Annotated in this window: 16 protein-coding genes; 3 read left to right on the forward strand and 13 right to left on the reverse strand. The window is 43.2% G+C overall.

Going from position 1 to position 18,785, the window contains the following annotated elements; translation table 11 throughout:
* From ACI2IW_RS11660 to ACI2IW_RS11680, 5 genes are all read right to left on the reverse strand, one after another.
* The coding region (locus ACI2IW_RS11660) for a GTP-binding protein (RefSeq protein ID WP_404693739.1) at positions 1–674 on the reverse strand (674 nt) is incomplete at its 3' end.
* A gap of 223 nt (positions 675–897) precedes the next feature.
* Entirely contained in the window at positions 898–3,024 is a 2,127-nt protein-coding gene (gene fusA, locus ACI2IW_RS11665; protein WP_057761733.1) for an elongation factor G, read from the reverse strand.
* Positions 3,025–3,367: 343 nt separating this feature from the next.
* Positions 3,368–3,841 carry a 30S ribosomal protein S7 gene (rpsG, locus tag ACI2IW_RS11670; protein WP_057761735.1) on the reverse strand — a complete coding sequence of 158 codons (474 nt, stop codon included), beginning with the start codon at positions 3,839–3,841 and terminating at the stop codon, positions 3,368–3,370.
* Between the two features lie 215 nt (positions 3,842–4,056).
* Positions 4,057–4,431 (reverse strand): 30S ribosomal protein S12, encoded by a 375-nt coding sequence (rpsL, locus tag ACI2IW_RS11675; protein WP_011281154.1) that lies wholly within the window; start codon positions 4,429–4,431, stop codon positions 4,057–4,059.
* A 411-nt stretch (positions 4,432–4,842) separates the two neighbouring features.
* A complete protein-coding gene (locus ACI2IW_RS11680; RefSeq protein ID WP_404693740.1) occupies positions 4,843–5,934 on the reverse strand; it encodes an EcsC family protein in 1,092 nt (363 codons plus the stop codon).
* A 498-nt stretch (positions 5,935–6,432) separates the two neighbouring features.
* On the opposite strand from ACI2IW_RS11680, the gene ACI2IW_RS11685 reads away from it, so the two are divergent.
* Together ACI2IW_RS11685 and ACI2IW_RS11690 are read left to right on the forward strand one after the other, a co-directional pair.
* Complete coding sequence (locus ACI2IW_RS11685) at positions 6,433–7,668, forward strand: beta-ketoacyl-ACP synthase II (RefSeq protein ID WP_102091614.1); 1,236 nt, start codon at positions 6,433–6,435, stop codon at positions 7,666–7,668.
* A gap of 3 nt (positions 7,669–7,671) precedes the next feature.
* Positions 7,672–9,405 carry an anthranilate synthase component I family protein gene (locus tag ACI2IW_RS11690; RefSeq protein ID WP_404693741.1) on the forward strand — a complete coding sequence of 578 codons (1,734 nt, stop codon included), beginning with the start codon at positions 7,672–7,674 and terminating at the stop codon, positions 9,403–9,405.
* 153 nt (positions 9,406–9,558) lie between these two features.
* Here ACI2IW_RS11690 and hisC read toward each other — a convergent pair whose 3' ends face one another.
* From hisC to ACI2IW_RS11730, 8 genes are all read right to left on the reverse strand, one after another.
* Complete coding sequence (hisC, locus tag ACI2IW_RS11695) at positions 9,559–10,692, reverse strand: histidinol-phosphate transaminase (protein WP_404693742.1); 1,134 nt, start codon at positions 10,690–10,692, stop codon at positions 9,559–9,561.
* A 74-nt stretch (positions 10,693–10,766) separates the two neighbouring features.
* Positions 10,767–12,062: a histidinol dehydrogenase gene (hisD, locus tag ACI2IW_RS11700; RefSeq protein ID WP_404693743.1), complete on the reverse strand. Its 1,296-nt coding sequence runs from the start codon at positions 12,060–12,062 to the stop codon at positions 10,767–10,769.
* 250 nt (positions 12,063–12,312) lie between these two features.
* Positions 12,313–13,005 carry an ATP phosphoribosyltransferase gene (gene hisG, locus ACI2IW_RS11705; protein WP_101205353.1) on the reverse strand — a complete coding sequence of 231 codons (693 nt, stop codon included), beginning with the start codon at positions 13,003–13,005 and terminating at the stop codon, positions 12,313–12,315.
* A 94-nt stretch (positions 13,006–13,099) separates the two neighbouring features.
* Complete coding sequence (gene murA / locus ACI2IW_RS11710) at positions 13,100–14,368, reverse strand: UDP-N-acetylglucosamine 1-carboxyvinyltransferase (RefSeq protein WP_101205352.1); 1,269 nt, start codon at positions 14,366–14,368, stop codon at positions 13,100–13,102.
* Between the two features lie 111 nt (positions 14,369–14,479).
* Positions 14,480–14,731, reverse strand: a complete 252-nt coding sequence (locus ACI2IW_RS11715) for a BolA family protein (protein WP_057761749.1) — start codon at positions 14,729–14,731, stop codon at positions 14,480–14,482.
* Between the two features lie 164 nt (positions 14,732–14,895).
* Entirely contained in the window at positions 14,896–15,891 is a 996-nt protein-coding gene (locus tag ACI2IW_RS11720) for an alpha/beta hydrolase (RefSeq protein ID WP_404693744.1), read from the reverse strand.
* A 237-nt stretch (positions 15,892–16,128) separates the two neighbouring features.
* Positions 16,129–16,929, reverse strand: coding sequence for a BON domain-containing protein (locus ACI2IW_RS11725; protein ID WP_404693745.1), 801 nt, complete (start codon positions 16,927–16,929; stop codon positions 16,129–16,131).
* A gap of 267 nt (positions 16,930–17,196) precedes the next feature.
* Positions 17,197–17,682 carry a YraN family protein gene (locus ACI2IW_RS11730; protein WP_404693746.1) on the reverse strand — a complete coding sequence of 162 codons (486 nt, stop codon included), beginning with the start codon at positions 17,680–17,682 and terminating at the stop codon, positions 17,197–17,199.
* A 143-nt stretch (positions 17,683–17,825) separates the two neighbouring features.
* Here ACI2IW_RS11730 and rsmI point away from each other — a divergent pair, with 143 nt between their 5' ends.
* Entirely contained in the window at positions 17,826–18,782 is a 957-nt protein-coding gene (gene rsmI / locus ACI2IW_RS11735; protein ID WP_257020053.1) for a 16S rRNA (cytidine(1402)-2'-O)-methyltransferase, read from the forward strand.
* Positions 18,783–18,785 lie beyond the last annotated feature (3 nt).

The raw sequence follows: 18,785 nt of genomic DNA on the forward strand, positions 1-18,785 counted from the left end.
CCTGAGATTGAGAATACATCTTCGATTGGCATTAGGAATGCTTTGTCGATGTCACGCTCTGGCTCTGGGATGTAGGTGTCTAGTACGTTTAGTAGCTCTACAACAGCTGGTTGGCCGTATTTTTCTTCTGAGCCTTTTAGGGCTTCAGTAGCAGAACCTTTAACGATAGGAGTGTCGTCGCCTGGGAAGTCATAGTCGTTCAATAATTCACGAACTTCCATTTCTACTAGCTCTAACAATTCTTCGTCATCTACCATGTCACATTTGTTCATGAATACGATGATGTACGGTACGCCAACCTGACGTGAAAGCAAGATGTGCTCACGAGTCTGTGGCATTGGGCCGTCAGTTGCAGATACGACTAGGATTGCGCCGTCCATCTGGGCAGCACCAGTGATCATGTTTTTAACATAATCGGCGTGACCTGGGCAATCTACGTGTGCGTAGTGACGGCTGTCTGTGTCATATTCTACGTGTGAGGTGTTGATGGTGATACCACGTGCTTTTTCTTCTGGTGCTGAGTCAATAGACGCGTAGTCTTTGGCTTCGCCACCAGAGGTGATTGCAGCTACGGTTGCGATTGCAGCGGTAAGGGTTGTTTTACCATGGTCAACGTGTCCGATTGTACCGACGTTGACGTGTGGCTTGTTACGTTCAAACTTGGCCTTTGCCATGGGTATTTCCTCTTTTTTTGGGGTTCAATACTTAACTCATATAAATATGATTATTAAGACGATTTTGACCACATTAAGATAATTGTTAAAAGGTTGCACATACTAATGTGCAGATATTATAAGAAAATCGCGGCCAATAACAAGTCTTTTAACAAGTTATTGGCGTATTCTTTAGTGACAATACACAGACGTACTCTATATTGTCACTTTCAGTAAGTTTTATTTACTCGTCATCATCTTTAGAGTTGAACTTAGAGATGATTTCAGCAGCAACTGATTTTGGAATTTCAGCGTACTTTTGGAATTCCATTGAGTAAGTTGCACGGCCTTGTGACATAGAGCGCATTTGAGTGGCATAACCAAACATTTCCGCTAATGGTACTTCAGCACGAATCTGTTTAGTACCGCCAGGTAGATCTTCCATACCCTGTACCAAACCACGACGACGGTTAAGATCGCCCATGATGTCGCCCATGTAGTCTTCAGGTGTTTCAACTTCTACTTTCATTACTGGCTCAAGTAGCGCTGGATCAGCTGCTAAGAAACCTTTTCTGAAGGCCATAGAACCAGCCATCTTAAATGACAATTCATCAGAGTCAACGTCATGATAAGAACCATCATACAAGGTCGCTTTCACGCCAACTACTGGGTAGCCTGCAAGTACGCCGTTTTTCATGCGCTCTTGGATACCTTTGTCAACAGCACCGTGGAATTCTTTTGGTACAGTACCACCAACAACTTCTTCAGCAAATTCATACTCAGTGTCGCCAGCTGGATCAAGTGGCTCAAGACGTAACCAAACGTGACCAAACTTACCACGACCACCTGTTTGACGTACGAATTTGCCTTCTTGTTCAACAGTGTTACGAATCGTCTCACGATAAGCAACCTGAGGTGCACCGATGTTTGCTTCAACGTTGAATTCACGTTTCATACGGTCAACAAGAATCTCTAGGTGTAGCTCACCCATACCACTGATGATCGTCTGGCCAGATTCTTCGTCAGTGTGTACACGGAACGATGGATCTTCTTTTGCCAAACGGCCAAGAGCGATTGACATTTTTTCTTGGTCAGCTTTGGTCTTTGGCTCAACAGCTAGAGAGATAACTGGATCTGGGAATTCCATACGCTCAAGAGTAATCACGTTGTCTTCATCACATAGCGTATCACCAGTAGTCACATCTTTCATGCCGACTAGAGCTGCGATATCACCAGTACGAATCTCTGCAAGCTCTTCTTGAGAGTTTGCCATCATCTGTACGATACGGCCAACACGCTCACGCTTCATCTTAACTGGGTTATAAACACTGCTACCCTGCTTCATTACACCAGAATAAACACGTACGAAGGTTAAGTTACCAACGAATTTGTCATTCATGATTTTGAACGCTAGTGCTGAGAAAGGTGCTTCATCTGATGCTTCACGGCTGCCTTCGCTTTCGTCTTTGTCATCAAGAATACCTTTAATAGCAGGTACGTCGATTGGTGCAGGTAGATACTGAATAACGGCATCTAGCATCTTCTGTACACCTTTGTTCTTAAAGGCAGTACCACAAAGAAGCGGGATGATTTCGTTATCGATAGTTAACTGACGAATAGCACCGTGAATTTGTTCTACAGTCAATTCACCGTTTTCCAGGTATTCGTTCATCAACTCTTCGTTGGCTTCAGCAGCACTTTCTACAAGGTGCTCGCGGTATTCTGCTGCTTTTTCTTGTAGTTCGGTTGGGATTTCGCGCTCATCATATTGCATACCTTGAGACGCTTCGTCCCAATAGATAGCTTTCATGGTTACTAGATCAACAACGCCTTCGAAGTCATCTTCTTTACCAATTGGAATAACCAATGGTACAGGGTTACCACCCAAACGAGTTTTGATCTGTTCGATAACACGATAGAAATCAGCACCAACACGATCCATTTTGTTTACAAATGCAAGACGTGGTACTTTATATTTGTTCGCCTGACGCCATACGGTCTCAGACTGTGGCTGAACGCCGCCTACTGCACAGTAAACCATGCAAGCGCCATCAAGTACACGCATAGAACGTTCAACTTCGATCGTGAAGTCAACGTGACCTGGGGTATCGATGATGTTGATACGGTGTTCGTCAAACTGTTTAGCCATACCTGACCAAAAACAAGTTGTTGCCGCTGAGGTAATAGTAATACCACGCTCTTGTTCTTGCTCCATCCAGTCCATAGTGGCTGCGCCATCATGTACTTCGCCAATTTTGTGGCTAACACCGGTATAGAATAAAACACGCTCTGTAGTGGTTGTCTTACCAGCATCGATGTGCGCTGAGATACCAATATTGCGATAGCGTTTTAGGGGAGTTTTACGAGCCATAGTGTTTTCCTAGGAAAAGTCGTGTATATAATAATGTATTGTGTCTCTACCTCATACTCTATGACAAAGCGTTCAGCTTCGTAATATTACTTACTGATTATTGAGCCTAATACGGACAAAAAAAGAGCAAATACTAAGAATAGTGCGGCATCAAATTTGGGATGCTCTCCAGCAAAAACTGTATTTGTTAAGAGAGACATCTGGATAGATGTCCGCCACCTCAGTCATCAATAAATAACATTTATATATGACCGAATGATGATGGCGGCAATCAATAGAATAAACAACAATGTAAGATTAAATGGCATGAGCCTCTAATCTCAAGCTACTATTAAAAAGTAGCTTAGAAACGGTAATGAGAGAATGCTTTGTTAGCATCTGCCATGCGGTGAACTTCGTCACGCTTTTTCATAGCAGCGCCTTTGCCATCAGCAGCATCGTTCAATTCGCCAGCTAAACGCAAAGCCATTGATTTTTCAGAACGCTTAGCAGCAGCTTCAGCTAACCAACGCATAGCCAATGCAGTACGACGGGAGGGGCGTACTTCCATTGGTACTTGATAGGTTGCACCACCAACGCGGCGAGCTTTTACTTCTACCATTGGGCGTACATTTTCTAGCACTTCTTCGAAGAAAGATACTGGATCTTCAACTTTACGCTTCTCACTTACTGTCTCAAGTGCACCGTAAACGATACGCTCAGCAGTAGATTTCTTACCATCACTCATTACATGGTTGATGAATTTTGCAACAGTTTGGCTACCAAACTTAGGATCCGGTAGGATCTCACGGGCAGCAACGACGCGACGTCTTGGCATAATAAATTTCCTTATCTTCAGGAGTGTCTAACATTCACAACATCGACTACTTACCATTAGGATATAGCAGTGAGTTATCAGTTAGCCTTACTGCATGGTGGTATGTTTTAATAGCAAATCACAGATATATATTTATATAAAAGCGATACTACTGACACCAAACCCATGCACAGTTATTGGGTAGTGCAAAAAGCTTATCTAATAACGTTTAGTTATTAAACTTTAGGCTTCTTAGCACCGTACTTAGAGCGACCTTGCTTACGGTCTTTAACGCCTGCGCAATCTAATGCACCGCGAACAGTGTGATAACGTACACCTGGTAGATCTTTTACACGACCACCACGGATTAGAACAACACTGTGCTCTTGTAGGTTATGACCTTCGCCGCCGATGTAGCTTGATACTTCATAGCCTGAAGTCAAACGTACACGACATACTTTACGCATGGCAGAGTTAGGTTTTTTTGGCGTGGTAGTATATACACGAGTACATACACCGCGACGCTGTGGGCACGCTTCCAACGCAGGAACTTTTGACTTTTCCTTGATGGTTTTACGACCTTTACGAATCAATTGGTTAGTTGTTGCCATAAGGCATCCTTCTCCCGTTTGGTATAAAACAAAAAAATGGGCCAATGCACCATCTATCTGACAATAATTGCAGATTTCGGGGCACCCATTTTTAGGACAGTGTATTATAAAGAGTTGTTGCTGCTATTTCAACCACTTATGAATGGTTTCGCTTTACAACATTTGATAGATATGCATTCAGCCTCTCATTGTATCACTTTATAGATTTTTCGCCGAAAAATAGCATAAGAAATAAAGTAAACAAAGTGAGCTCAAGCATCATTAAGAAAAGATGTTTAACATTGAAATGGTACTTGATAGTAACTAAGTGGTGGTATTTATCCTAATTTTCAAGTCATGTTGCTCAATCAAACTAAGATAAATACCATCGTACTTATAAATATATAACCCAACTAGCAAATAATATGTCTATTACTTGGCTTTTTTATCAGACGTTTGCTTGTCTGAATCTTTTTTACTGCTAGTTTCTTCTGCTGAATCATTGCTTTTTTCTTTGCGCTCTGTGTCTTTTTTCGCCTCATCAGTATCAGCCTTTTCTACTTTAGCCTCACTACTGCTGTCATCAGTAATAGCACGATTGGCTAATTTTGCTTCTGGTGCAAAAGTCGCTTGAGCAACACCAATCACTTCGTCAATCAACTGGCTGTTATAGTGCATACCGATCGCTACTGCGGTGACAGGAATAAAACGACGAACCCATGATAAGTTGATCTGATCTAAATCAATACCTACTTGACTGGCGACTTTGTCTATTTGCTCAGCATAGAAATTTACATTTTTATTCTTCAAACCGAGATTTTTAAGTTCACTATGTAGTCCATTGCTTTGAGCATTATCAAGCAAACCTTTGCCAATACCTAGACCAGCTAGTAGGGCTTGTTTTTCTTGCATTTTGCTCAGATCAGCGTTTGATAGTAGTTCGTACGCCATCTTGACGCCTTGCTTACCTGTCAGCGGCTTATTGTATACAGCAGCAATCTGATAAACCGTACGTAATGAAACCAGTAATAGCCATAATGTATCAGCGAGCAGACCTGGTAGACCTGCCAGACCCGTCAAACCACCCATCATTGCAAGCGCGCGGTTTTGATTAGCAATATCAGTGGCTAGCGCATAACGCTCTTCGTCATCTAAAGTAGCAATATTGGCAAAACGATGCTCATTAGGTAAGTCTAGTTGACTCCAGTTCGCAGCGAGGTTGGCAACTTGGGCAAATGCGCCGTCAACTGTCGATTGAAAGAAGCTATTTGGCACGACTTTTTTGGCGTATTTACCATAAGTAGCAAAGCGTGGTCCTAAAAGTTGCTGCGTAGCCTTTAATGTTTGCTCACGAAACAAATCTTGTTGGTAGTCTTCATCGCCTAGGTCTACGGCTTTATATTGACGCGGTTTGCCTGTTTTGGCGTTTACGCTATCAATCATAGCCCCTACGCGCTCTAAATTGTTTCGAGTGAAAGAGCCAATGGTATTGATGCTTTTAGAAAGAGTACTACGCTTTGCCATCGTGATGTCCTTAATATGATGAGTTGTTTTTTAATGTAATTGTATTTTAATATAATAGTTAATTATTAATAATAATGAATCTATTATTTTAGCCAGTTATCGTAACTGGTGTCAGTGCGAACAATGTTATTAGAATCACAAATTTTGTATCTAAAGTATAATTCCGTCCATAGTCAGTAGCTAGTCTTACTTCTCATCTCTTTACTCAAAACTCAGTCATAAGTGTTATTTTGTCGTTATTTTACACTTGTCCAAAGATTTTCAGTGCTTGATACGTTATCATGTGCCGTAACTGAGAGCATAATTGTACACTGAGTTTATATTGCCTCTGATAGACCGTTAACAGAATTTCGTTACCTAAATTCATGCTATCGTTATCTACATAGACTATTTTTTCATTATAATGCTCGAATTAACTCATAGTTAAACATCATATATAGATTTACCACGATTATTGCAACCAACTGCTAGCAAGTCGTTACTTATAAGGAATAGCATATGCGCCGCGTCGTTATTACTGGAGCAGGGATTGTCTCTTGTATTGGACATGATTTAGATACTGTCACCACTGCCTTAAAAGAAGGTCAGTCTGGCATCACATTTAATGATTCTTATGCTGAGCACGAGTTTAAATCACACGTGAGCGGTAGTATCAATCAATCAGAACTTGATACCAGTGGTATCGATCGTAAGCTGAAACGGTTCTTTAGTGACGCCAGTCTCTATGCTTATGTTAGTGCGCTAAATGCGATTGAGCACTCAGGCCTGTCACTTGATACTATCAATAACAACCCACGAGTGGGTGTAGTGGCAAGTTCGGGCGGCGCATCAACAGAAAACATCGTTAATGCTATCGACGCTATGCGCGAAAAAGGTCTACGCGGTGTCGGCGCAATGGCAGTACCAAAGACAATGGGTAGCTCGGTATCAGCCGCTTTAGCAACCGGTCTCAAAATCCAAGGCGTCTCCTACTCGCTCGCCTCCGCTTGTGCGACTTCGACACACTGTATCGGTCATGCTGCTGAGCTTATCCAATTGGGTAAAGCCGATGTGATATTGGCTGGTGGTAGTGAAGCTGAACACTGGACACAGTCTTGTATGTTTGATGCCATGGGTGCAGTCAGTACTCAGTATAACGACACACCAAAACTTGCCTCAAGAGCCTATGACAAAGACCGTGACGGTTTTGTAATTGCTGCTGGTGGCGCGATGGTTGTTGTAGAGAGTCTGGAGCATGCTCAAGCACGCGGTGCCAATATTTTGGCTGAAATCGTTGGCTACGGTGCCAGCTCTGATGGTGCAGAAATGGTTGCGCCAAGCGGTGAAGGTGCAGTTCGCTGTATGCAACAAGCCTTGGCTGAAGCGGGGCTAGAAAGTGTCGATTACATCAACAGCCATGGTACTAGTACACCACTGGGCGATATTACTGAGCTTAAAGCGATCGCTAAAGTATTTGATAATGACGTCAGTAAAGTACCTGCTATCAGCTCAACCAAATCAATGACAGGCCATAGCTTAGGTGCTGTTGGTGCACAAGAGCTGATTTATTGTCTGCTGATGCTACAGGACGGCTTTATCGCTCCAAGTATCAATGTTGACAACTTAGATCCTGCTGCTGAAGGTTTCGATATCGTCACTGAAATGCGTGAAGCAAATCTTGAGACCTTGATGAGTAATAGCTTTGGCTTTGGTGGTACTAACGCTACGCTAATTATCAAAAAGTTTGACGCTTAACCCATGCTTGTATCAAATCACAATACAACTGAGCAGACAGATTCTGCGCCATCGCCAGCTAGCAAACCTAGCTGGCGTTTTGGTGATTTGTCTGCTGCAGAGCTGATGCCTGAACTACAGCGTCATTTGCTCGCTCAAGATATTAAAGCAAACTGGCAACTTGTTTGGCTTAATAACGATGGTCGACCCGTGATTGGTTTACTCCCAAAAGTCAGCTGGTCTGTATATTCCAATGATAAGCAAGCTCTTAATAGTTCACCCAATATTTATAAGGTGATTAAAAATTGTCGCAGTACTGACGTGCGCCGCGATACTGATGTAAATAGCGCTGATAATAGTTATGCTAGCACGACAGCTTATATGAGCTATCTAGAGTGGCAAGAGGAGCTAATCGCTTATAGCAATGCTCAAGAAGTCAATCACGACACCTCGTATATCAATAACGAAGAAAGCCCAAAACCCAGTTATCATCATGGGCTAATCGGTTTTATTGGTTATGATATTACAGCTCTCGAACTAAGTCCTGCCGATAGAATTGAATTGGCAATGCAGCCGTGTGCTTCGTTGGCACATTATGATATTTATCTAACACCTACGGCACATGCTGATATAGGTTGGACGTTAAAAACTCATCTAACTAACGATGATGCTTCTGAGAATACCGATCATGAGACAAACGATATTCTTATAAATACTCTTACCTCTTACCTAGATGAACTGGATCAAAAACTGTCTGATAAACATCTCAATCAACCACAGTTTAAAGATGTATCAAACATCACTCCTCTAGTTTTAAGTCCGCGATGGAGTAAGCTTGATTATCAACAAGCATTTAATCGCACACAAGACTATCTACAGCAAGGTGACTGCTATCAGATAAACCTGACACAGAAATGGTCTGGCAGTTTAGCGTGTAAAAATAACGATGTTCAATCAATTTTTTCGCTTATTGACTATTTGCCTGCGCTATATCGCAATACAAAAGCGCCTTTTGCAGGATATATGAGCGTTGATAGCAATGATGGTGATTACCTAAATAGAAGCAGCAGCTTTAACGCAGATAGCAATCATTTTGAATTGTTAAGCTGCTCACCTGAGTTGTTTTTTACATTCACTAGAGAAATTGATACTGGCAGACATTCTATTCGCACCAAGCCTATCAAGGGAACCATGCCGCGAGGTGGTACTAACGAGCAAGATGAGCACTATAAACAGCAATTGGTCAATAGCGAAAAAGACCGTGCCGAAAATGTCATGATTGTAGATTTACTGCGTAATGATTTGGGCAAATACGCCAAAATTGGTAGTGTAAAAGTACCACAATTATTTGCGATTGAGAGCTTTAGCAACGTGCATCACATGGTCAGTACTATTACCGCTGAGCTAAAAGCTAATACTCATCCATTAGCTGTATTGTTTGGTAGTCTGCCTGCTGGTTCTATCACTGGCACACCAAAAAAACGTGCCGTTGAGATCATTGCTGAACTGGAATCTACGCCACGCGGTGCTTATTGCGGCACTATGGGTTATATGAACTTTGATGGTAGTGGTCAATGGAACGTGCTCATTCGTACATTGCAAGCCAATGCTTCGTCAGATAACAGCCTTGATAAAGAAAGACACATCAACCTGTGGGCAGGTGGTGGTATTACGGTCGCGTCTGATTGTGATGCTGAATACCAAGAATGCTTAGATAAAGTAGGTAACTTGTTATCAGTCTTGGCTCAAAAAACCTAAGATAGCGAACTCAAATATTATTGCTAATTTGAAATTAAAAAAGCCTGCCAACATAACGTTAGCAGGCTTTTTTTAAGACTTATTGATAGTGGTGCGTGTTGTGAATAAAGAGACTCACCTATCAATATTCTATATTAAGCTATCAATCTAATACTATTCAGCAGCAACGCTAGCATCCACTTGCAGTGCTTTTAGAGCATCAATCAAGCGGTTATTCTGCTCTGCTGTACCGATAGTAATACGCAAGTACTCTGCAATACGCGGCTTATCAAAATGGCGAACGATAATGCCTTGCTCGCGTAATGCACTCGCGACAGCACTTGCATTGCCATCTTTTGGACGAGCGAATACGAAGTTGGCATGTGACGGTAGGACCTTATAGCCCAATGTCGTCAACTCTGCTGTTAGCGACGTACGTAAATCAATGACTTGCTGACGGATGTGCTCAAAATACTCAGTGTCTAACACACTCGCAGTCGCCCCAGCTTGAGCCAACTTATCCAGCGGATAGCTGTTAAAGCTGTTTTTCATCCGTGTCAGTGCTTCAATCAACGATGCATTGCCAAAGGCCATACCAACCCGCAATCCAGCAAGCGAACGTGATTTTGAGAAGGTCTGGGTCACGATAACGTTATCACATTCATTGATTAGGCTAACTGCTGAGACTGGAGCGTCTGCATTGCTTTCATCTATCTGAGCAAAATCGATATACGCTTCGTCAATAACAATGACCGCATTAGAATGCTCACTCGCAAGTTTACGAATATCAGCAAGTGATAATAGCAAGCCCGTTGGCGCATTAGGGTTGGCGATGATAATACCGCTACAAGGCTGACGATAAGCATCAGGGTCAATGCTAAAGTCTTCCTCTAGAGGAATCTGTACGAGCTCTACACCAAACGTCTGTGCATATACAGGATAAAAACTGTAACCAATATCAGGTGATAGCAGCGGACGCTCTTTTAAAAAGAAACTCGCAAAGACTAAAGCCAAGACTTCATCTGAACCATTACCGACAAATACTTGATTCATATCGAGGTTGTATGACTGTGCCAATGCAGCACGCAAGTCATTAGATTCAGGAGCAGGATACAAACGTAACTCATCAGCTTGCTGCTCTAAAACCTTAGCAATAGCCTCCCCTACTTTTGGCGAGGGTGGAAATGGGTTTTCATTGGTATTTAGTTTGCATAGATTGTCGTGTTGCGGCTGCTCACCTGGAATATAAGGTGACAAGTTGCGCGCTTTAGACGACCACAGTCTGGTGTCTATCTTTGACTCACTCATAAATTATCCTACTATTAGCCACAAAGACTATTAAAAATAAATATCAAAAGTAAAAGCTAAAAATTCAAAATCAATTACTGATAACGATAACGAGCTGAACGCGCATGGGCTTCTAAGTCCTCACGCTGCGCTAAAATATCAGCTGTCTCAGCCAAAGGCTTACTGCCGGATTCACTACAATAAATGATGGATGATTTCTTTTGAAAATCGTAAACACCTAACGGAGAAGAGAATCGCGCCGTACCTGATGTTGGCAGTACATGGTTCGGTCCTGCACAGTAATCCCCAATAGCTTCAGGCGTATGACGACCCATAAAGATAGCGCCCGCATGACGAATATCGTTTAACAGTGCGTCAGGATTATCAACAGATAACTCTAAATGCTCAGGAGCAATACGATTGATAAGTGCCATACCTTCGCTACGATCTTTTACCAAAATCAGTGCGCCGCGGTTCTGCAGTGAGTCACGCGCGATATCTGCTTTTGGCAGCTCAATCAGTGCTTTTTCTATCTCAAGTGCTACTTCGTTGAGCTGCTCTTCGCTAGTCGTCACAAAGATAGCTTGTGCAATACGGTCATGCTCAGCTTGAGACAATAGATCCATCGCGAGCCAGTCCGCTCTATCTTGTGCTTCGCCTTCTGCATACACCAATACTTCTGAAGGTCCGGCAATCATATCGATACCAACTTGACCAAATACCGCGCGTTTGGCTGCAGCGACATATTTATTGCCTGGTCCTGTGATTTTGTCCACGGCTGGAATCGTCTCAGTACCGTAAGCTAAAGCTGCTACTGCTTGAGCGCCACCAATGGTAAAAACGCGATCGACTTGGGCCAGATGGGCCGCTGCTAATACTAACGGATTGAGCACGCCTTTAGGCGCTGGTACGACCATGATAACTTCAGTGACGCCAGCTACCTTAGCAGGAATAGCATTCATCAATACTGACGATGGATAAGAAGCCAAACCGCCTGGTACATAAATCCCAACGCGATCAAGTGGCGTGACTTTCTGACCCAATCGGTTGCCTAGCTCATCCTCATACTGCCAGGTTTCTTGTACTTGGCGCTCATGGAATGTCTGTACCCGAGTCGCTGCTGTGGTCAACGCTGTCTTCACTTTTTCATCAAGATTGGCAAACGCTTCAGCAAGCGCTTCTTTAGACAACTCTAACTCTTGCATCGACGTTGCTGGATGCTGGTCAAACTGCTGAGTCAATGCCAATACAACGCTATCACCATCAGCACGTACTTGGGCGATGATATTATCGACGGTATGTAATAGTTCAGCATCATTGACTGTTTCAAAGGCAAGCAACTGTGTCAATTGACTATCAAAATCGGCATCTTGGGTACTTAACTGGCGCATGACCTAATCCTATATCTGAGCATAAAGTAGTGCTAAAAATGAACGGTTTGGAACTAAGTAAAGTAGGTTTATCTTTCAAAGTATTGCGACTTATTCAATGTCTTCTTGTCTGAATTTTACGGTGATTTTATGTTTTCTCAAGCTAAGACAACAAAACCAGTTTAGCACGCTACGTCACTCATAGCCTGCTAAACTGGTTTAAAAATTTGTATAACCATGCTTTATATTACCAATGACTTGCACTGGATAATTAGCTATTGGCGATACTATTTTTAAAGCTATCTAAGATTGGTTCTAGTAGTGCAAATTTGCGCTTATAGCTGACTTGATTGACGATCAGACGTGATGAAACATCACAAATGTGATCGCGGGCTTCAAGTCCATTGGCGCGTAATGTATTACCTGTGTCGACCACATCGACAATTAAATCACCTAGACCGACCAATGGCGCAAGCTCCATCGAACCGTAAAGCTTGATGACATCAACCTGCTGACCTTGACTTGCAAAATAAGCACGAGCGACATTGACATATTTGGTCGCGATACGCAGACGACGATTTGGCAGCGGTGCATCTTTCACACCCGCAGTCATCAGTTTGCACTGGGCAATCTGCAAATCGAGCAATTCATAAACATGATTGGCACCATGCTCAAGCAGCACATCTTTACCCGCCACCCCAAAGTCAGCAGCGCCATGTTCGACATAGGTCGGCACATCGCTGGCACGCAAAATCAATACACGCACATTTGGATTTGAGGTTGGAAAAATAAGTTTACGTGAGGCTTCAGGATCTTCTAAAAGATCAACGCCAGCTGCACGTAGCAGTGGCATGGTCTCTTCTAGAATGCGGCCTTTTGATAAAGCCAAGGTTAGACCTGAAAACTCATCGTTTACTTCGTTTAATAAACCGCTGGCTGGTAAAGATTTGCTTGTCTCAGTCATAATGACATCGTGTCCATGTGCAGTCCCCTATTGAAAGGGGAGTTTTTAATTTATAACGTAATATGGGTAACAGTCGATATTGAGTCAATCAATACTAAGCGTTGGTATTAATACGCTCGATGTTCACGCCTAAGCTACGCAGCTTGTCTTCAACATGCTCATAACCACGGTCAATGTGGTAAATACGGTCGATTAAGCTCTCGCCTTCAGCGGTCGCCGCTGCCATTACCAATGACATAGACGCGCGTAAATCCGTCGCCATCACTGGTGCTGCAGTAAAGTTTTCGACACCTCGTACTACGGCAGTGTGACCATCGACCTGAATAGAAGCACCTAATCGATTGAGCTCTGGTACATGCATATAGCGGTTTTCGAAAATATTTTCAATAAAAGTACTTGTACCGTCCGCTAAGCAAGCAATCGCCATTAGCTGAGCTTGCATATCCGTTGGGAAACCAGGATGTGGCTGAGTACGGATATCAACCGCCTTTGGACGGCCTTTCATTTGCGCGCGAATCCAGTCATCACCTGTAGTAATAACCGCACCCATGTCTTCGAACTTCTCTAGCACTGGCGTCAATAATAGAGCAGATGTTTTTTTGGTCAATACATCGCCGCGTGTCATCAAGGCACCAGCTAGGTATGAGCCTGTTTCAATACGATCAGGGACAACTGAGTACTCACAGCCATGTAGACGCTCTACCCCTTCGATGGTCATCGTTGATGTACCGATACCGCTTATTTTGGCACCCATTGCAACCAACATATTGGCCAAATCAACCACTTCTGGCTCTAACGCACAGTTGCCTAAGACAGTTGTGCCTTTGGCCAATGCTGCTGCCATGATGACGTTTTCAGTACCGCCAACGGTAATCATATCAAATGAGAAATTACAGCCTAATAGCTTGCCACCTTTTGGTGCTTGGGCTTTTACATAGCCATTCTCTACACTGATTTCGGCACCCATCGCTTCAAACGCTTTTAGATGCTGATCAACAGGACGTGAACCAATCGCACAACCACCTGGCAATGAGACTTCGGCTTCACCAAAACGTGCCAGTAACGGCCCTAGCACCAATATTGACGCGCGCATGGTTTTTACCAAATCATACGGGGCATAAAAGTTATCGATACTCTTGGTATCGCAAGTGACCGTATCATCTTGCTTTTGGATTTTGATACCCATGCCACCGATCAATTCAATCAACGTTCGCACGTCTTGTAGTGACGGCACGTTATGCAGTGTCGTTGGAGTCTCAGCCAATATCATAGCTGCGAGTAACGGCAAAGCGGCATTTTTGGCGCCTGAGATGGTGACTTCCCCTGCGATACGACTACTACCAGTGATTAAAAATTGATCCATAAAGGTGACAACCTAGCGATGAGTATAGAAAATTATGAAAACCAGAACTACAACTCTCAACCATGCATATGGCCGATTCAGTAATATCTAGTCATATAGACAGCTATTTGATTAGCCTTTTGATTGAGCGTCCCACTCAGCAGGCGTCAGCGCTTGGATATTGAGTGCGTGAATATCGCCACTCGCAATCTTGTCATTGACTAACGCATATACTGCTTGCTGACGTTGAACCGCGCGTTTGCCTTCAAAGCTGGCATCGACCACGCGTACGTCAAACTTATTACCTTGGTTGGCAGCTTGAATAAAAGCGTCTGGGAAGTGAGTCTGTAAAAATGCGATCAAATCGTCAGCGTTCATGCTCATAGAATAGTCTGCCTTAAAGTTTAGAATAGGGTATAGATTTAAAGTGATGACATTATAACAAGAGTTTGCATATCTTACAGTACTGTCTTACTCAAGTGTGTTTAAGCATTAAGACAGTGCTATCAATTAAACAGTCAAAAATCGTTGATATACATAGTAATAAGCTATTTGAGCGTTTTATCCAAGTAGGTCAACACTTGCGCACGTACATCATTGACCCAGCGTAGCGGCGGTGCCATCGCACCAATACTGGTTGCGTGACTGGCCCCTTCTATTTCGCCCGTTTCAACGGTGACGCCTGCTTTTTTAAACGCTTCTGTCATTTTGATTGTATTCGTCACATGTACAATTTTGTCTTTTTCTGCGGTTAATAATAAATACGGTGGCTGCGCGCCTTTAATCTGGCGATCTGGCATCACCTGATCGGGCGTAGCATTAGGACCAAACGCTGTTGCACTACTGAACTTACGGAAATCATAGCTATAAGGACCTGCAATCCCTATAACGGCTGCAATATCTGTTGGCTTAATACCATAAGGTGCCAAAAAGTCTTCGTTGGCAACGGCTGCTACTGCATTAAACGCGCCAGCAGAATGCCCCATCACCGCTAGGCGTGACGGGTCAGCATGGAGACTGGACGCATTTTCAATACTCCAAGCAATTGCCTGAGCTGCATCTTTGACATAATCAGGATAGACGTGTTCAGGCGCTTTACGGTAATTAATTACTGCGGTGACATACCCTGCTTTGGCTAAGCTCTGACCGACAAAGGCGTATTGTTCTTTATTGCCGCTCTCCCATGAACCACCATGGACAAATACCACCATAGGATAGCTAGTATTAATAGCACTTTGAGATTTCATTGCTTGTGCTAGCGGTTTTGGATAATAGATATCTAAGTCTTGTGAAGGCTGATCACCGTATAAGATATCCTTACTCACCCCAACGCCACCACTAGAAGTAATTCCATTGACGATAGCCAGCGGTGATAATGCCTGTGCGTTTTGCGTGGCTAACGCGATACTGCCCAATGCCAATATTGCCGCACCACCAAATCTCAATGTGCGTGTTTTCTTATGAGCAGGCTTGTTATGTAGTCTTACATTACCAATGGCACTCGTCTCTTCATTTGGTTGTATATTTGCCTGTAAATCCTTCATGACCAGTATCCTATTATATTTATTTATCAATCAGTAGTAACAGACTCACAGCGATAATGGTTCATCCATTAGCCAATGATGTGTTTGATATTAGTATCGTTGGCTAATGCGCTGACTCTGCTACCTTTTACTATTGATATAGTACTCACTGGCTGAAGATTTCTCGTGCCTTTACTGTTATCACTATTTAGGCTTATTGTGATTAACGTCATTTATCGCTTGGCGAACTAAAAGTTCTTACTGGTTCTGATAAAGATCAATATAAGGGCTTGAAGACGGCTGCGTAGTAGTGGCCTCTTCTTCCGTTATGACGATAGGCGTTGCCGTGCTGATAGTATTATCTTGAGCAGTTGGCGCTACTGCAGGATTGGCCAAATTATTCTCATACATGATGTCATCATTATTTATTTTCACCCCTCTATCGTCAACGACAGTTGTCAGCAATACTAACTCAGTGACCCCAACGGTGCCATTAGCGATATCAATCAGATGACTCTGCTGAGTGGGTGTCATACGGCCCATAATGTAGACCACGCCATTATTAGTAACGGCTTTAATTTGTGACGCACTCACACCATCGCTAGCGGCTATTTTCGCCAGTAGCTTTGAAGTGATATAACCATCATGAACCGTTGAGCTATACCCTTTTGACGCACTCACTTCCATCTCATTGTAGACACGGCGTACATCTGGCATAGAGCTAACGACTTTTTCCACTTCTGCTTTGAGCGTTTCAGTTGGCACTTCACCTGTGAGCAGCACTTCGCTATTGAAGCTATCGATACCCATACGACTGGTTTGCTGCAAGTCTTCTTTTAGCCCGTATATATTGATTTTGGCAGTATGTTCAATACTACGATCGAGCAGACGCTGCGGAATCGTGCGCTCAGTCATTGGTACACCATAAGTCCCTTCTGTACTGTTGGTCAGATAATTGGTGGCACAACCTGTACTGACAACGCAGGCAGCAATCATAATGCCAGTCGTAATACGGCGTGATGAATCAAAAATAGCAGTGCGCAAATGCATCCGTGTCATTATTTACCTCTTAGAACATGGTTGTGACAATTTTATAAATTGAACAAATCTTAATCTAGGTCGTGTCTTTATTTTGAAGAAAATACGCTCTAGTAGTGACGAGCTAGAAATAGCTATAAGCTAATACTTTATCTGATTTATAGGAAGTTGACTATAACCGCTACTTTACTTAATTTTGGCCATCAGCGGTTAGCTTTTTAGTAACGAACCTTACTTATCAGATGTGGTTAGATGCTTCACTTGGCAGAGTCTATTTTATTTACTCTATTACCATGCACTGGCTATAAAAGCATTTTGAATCCATTCTGGTTGATTGTCTAACTGCTCATCTTTTAGATTCGACTCATTCATCGTGTTGTAAGCAATGACATCAAACCGACAATCATAATGAGCATACTCAGGATACTGCTGCAAAAAGGATTGCGCTGCTTTAATCACTTTACGCTGTTTGCTTGCTGTCACGCTGAGTGCTGCATCGCCATAATTCGAGGACTTGCGCTGGCGAACTTCAACAAATACTAATGTTGACCATGCTGAACCTGTCTCAATCATGACCAGATCCAACTCACCTACTTTTGGCTGTTGCCAATTTTGCGCAACCAGCCTCAACCCTTGCGCTTGTAAATACTCACACGCCTGCTGCTCAAACCGACTACCTTGGCGTTGTTTTGGTGAGGTTAAGATTAAGGGCTTATGATTAGGCATAAGGTTAATTGGTCTGATTAACATTTGAGAATTATCATAGCACAACATGCTAAACTAGCCACTTCTGCGCCTTCTACTCTCGCAATCTATCGATTTCTTCACTCATTATTTGATTGAAAAACCATAGACAACGACTGTACATACTAGCGCACTATTATTTTCTAACGTCTTTTTAACGACCCGAGGTTTTCATGTCTACCCCTACTGCGATGCCAGCTTGTCTCTATATCGTTGCCACGCCGATTGGCAATATGTCCGACATGACAACGCATGCAATTGATGTCTTAAAGCAGGTCGCCATTATTGCCTGCGAAGACACCCGCACCTCAGGTAAACTACTGTCACATTTTGGCATCGATACCAAAGGCAGTAAGGCTGACGAGACAAAAGACTCAGAGACTCGTCCTGCCAAAAGCAGTATCGAAAATGATGACACGACCACAAAGCAAAAAGGTCACAATAAGCTATGGGCCTATCATGAACACAATAGCGCCATTCAAACGCCCAAAATTATTGAAATGATTGAGCAAGGTCATTCGGTTGCCTTGATTAGTGATGCAGGTACACCTCTAGTCAGCGATCCAGGTTATCAACTGGTGCAAGCCGCGCATGAAGCTGGCGTGACCGTATCACCTATCGTTGGGGCTTCTGCTGCAATTGGCGCATTGTCAGTAGCAGGGTTACCATCTGATCGATTTAGCTTTATTGGGTTTTTGCCAGCCAAAACACATGGTCGTCAAAAACAGCTGAGCGATCTAATCGCACGTACCGAAACTTTAATCTTTTATGAAGCGCCGCATCGTATCGTAGCTAGTCTAGAAGACATGGCAACGATATTTGGTGCAGACCGCGCGGTGACTTTTTGCCGTGAATTAACCAAAACTTTTGAAACAGTACACAAGAGCACCCTTGGCGAGTTGGTCGAGTTTGTCAAAGCAGATGACAATCAGCAACGCGGCGAGATAGTCGTGGTCGTCGCTGGCGTCGGTGTGGCAAAAGATACTGACGACATCAGTACGCATGACAAATTGCTACAGCGTTTGTTAGAGGATTTGTCAGTCAAAAAAGCAGCCGCGCTGGCCTCTGATATCACTGGTGTGAAGAAAAATGCGCTTTATCAGCGTCTACTAGAGTTGCAAGCAGACTAGTTT

The organism is Psychrobacter sp. NPDC078501 (assembly GCF_044900935.1).
Taxonomy (GTDB): domain Bacteria; phylum Pseudomonadota; class Gammaproteobacteria; order Pseudomonadales; family Moraxellaceae; genus Psychrobacter.